Below are 1,330 nucleotides of genomic sequence, written 5' to 3'. Positions count from 1 at the left end.
TCCACAACCTCCTCCACACCATCACCCAAAACCCCGACACCCCCATCCACCACATCAACACCCTCACCGACCACGAACACCACCAACTCCTCCGCACCTGGAACGACACGGACCACCCGCTTCCCGGCACAGCGGACACGGCGCACACGGCCGACGCCGTCGGTACGGTCCACGGGCGCTTCGCCGAACAGGCGTCCCGCACGCCGTCCGCCGTCGCGCTCCGCTCCGGTGACGAGACGGTGACCTACGAGGAGCTGGACCTGCGCGCGGGACGGCTGGCGGGCCGGCTCGTCGCGGCCGGTGTGCGCCCCGGGGACGTGGTCGGCGTGCTCCTCGAACGTTCGGTGGACCTCCTGGTCGGTCTCCTGGCGGCGCTCAAGGCCGGCGCGACCTACCTCCCGCTGGACGAGCGGGATCCGGGTCCGCGCCTGCGGCAGCTGCTGGCGGAGACCGGTGCGCGTGTCGTGGTGACGAACCGGGCCACCCGTGAACGGGTCGAGTTGCCCGCCGGCGTGATGCCGCTCGCATGTGACGAGGGTGAGGCCGCAGCCGACCCGGTCGAAGTCCCGGGCGTTTCTGCGCAGTTGGCGTACGTGATGTACACGTCCGGGTCGACGGGCCGGCCGAAGGGGGTGGCGGTCCCGCACTCGGCGGTGATCCACCTCGCGCTGGACCGGTCGTGGCAGAACGGCAACCACCGCCGCGTCCTCTTCCACTCGCGGCACACCTTCGACGCCGCCACCTACGAGATCTGGGCCCCGCTGCTGTCCGGCGGCCAGGTCGTGGTGGCGCCTCCGGGCAACCTCGACGCGGGCGAGATCGAACGGGTGACCCGGCAAGGGAGGGTGACCGCCCTGTGGCTCACCGCCGGGCTGTTCAACCTGATCGCCCGGGAGAACCCCGGCTGTCTGGCGGGTGTGCGCGAACTGTGGGTGGGCGGTGACGTCGTCGACCCGCAGGCGGTGCGCCTCATCCGGGAGGTGCACCCGGAGCTGGCCATCGTGGACGGCTACGGCCCGACGGAGAACACCACCTTCACCACCTGCTTCCGGGTCCCGGCGGAAGGGTTCCACGGCCACACACTGCCGATCGGCCGCCCGCTCGACAACACCCGGGTGTACGTGCTGGACGGCCACCTGCGGATGGTGCCGGTCGGGGTGGCGGGTGAGCTGTACGCGACGGGCTCCGGCCTGGCCCGCGGCTACGTCAACCGGCCCGGCCTGACCGCCGGGCATTTCGTCGCCGACCCGTTCGGTCCGTCCGGCAGCCGCATGTACCGCACCGGCGACCTCGTGCGTTGGCGGGCGGACGGCACCCTCGAATACCTCGG

1 protein-coding gene is annotated in these 1,330 nt (G+C 71.9%); it reads left to right on the top strand.

The window, feature by feature from the left end; all coding sequences use genetic code 11:
* On the top strand, positions 1–1,330 hold a 1,330-nt coding region (locus tag ACFV04_RS43750), incomplete at both ends, for an amino acid adenylation domain-containing protein (protein WP_380536658.1).

Origin of the sequence: Kitasatospora sp. NPDC059599, assembly GCF_042735125.1 — a bacterium.
Taxonomy (GTDB): Bacteria; Actinomycetota; Actinomycetes; order Streptomycetales; family Streptomycetaceae; genus Kitasatospora.
The sequence above is the reverse complement of the archived record's forward strand: the minus strand, read 5'-3'. Positions and strand labels throughout refer to the sequence as shown.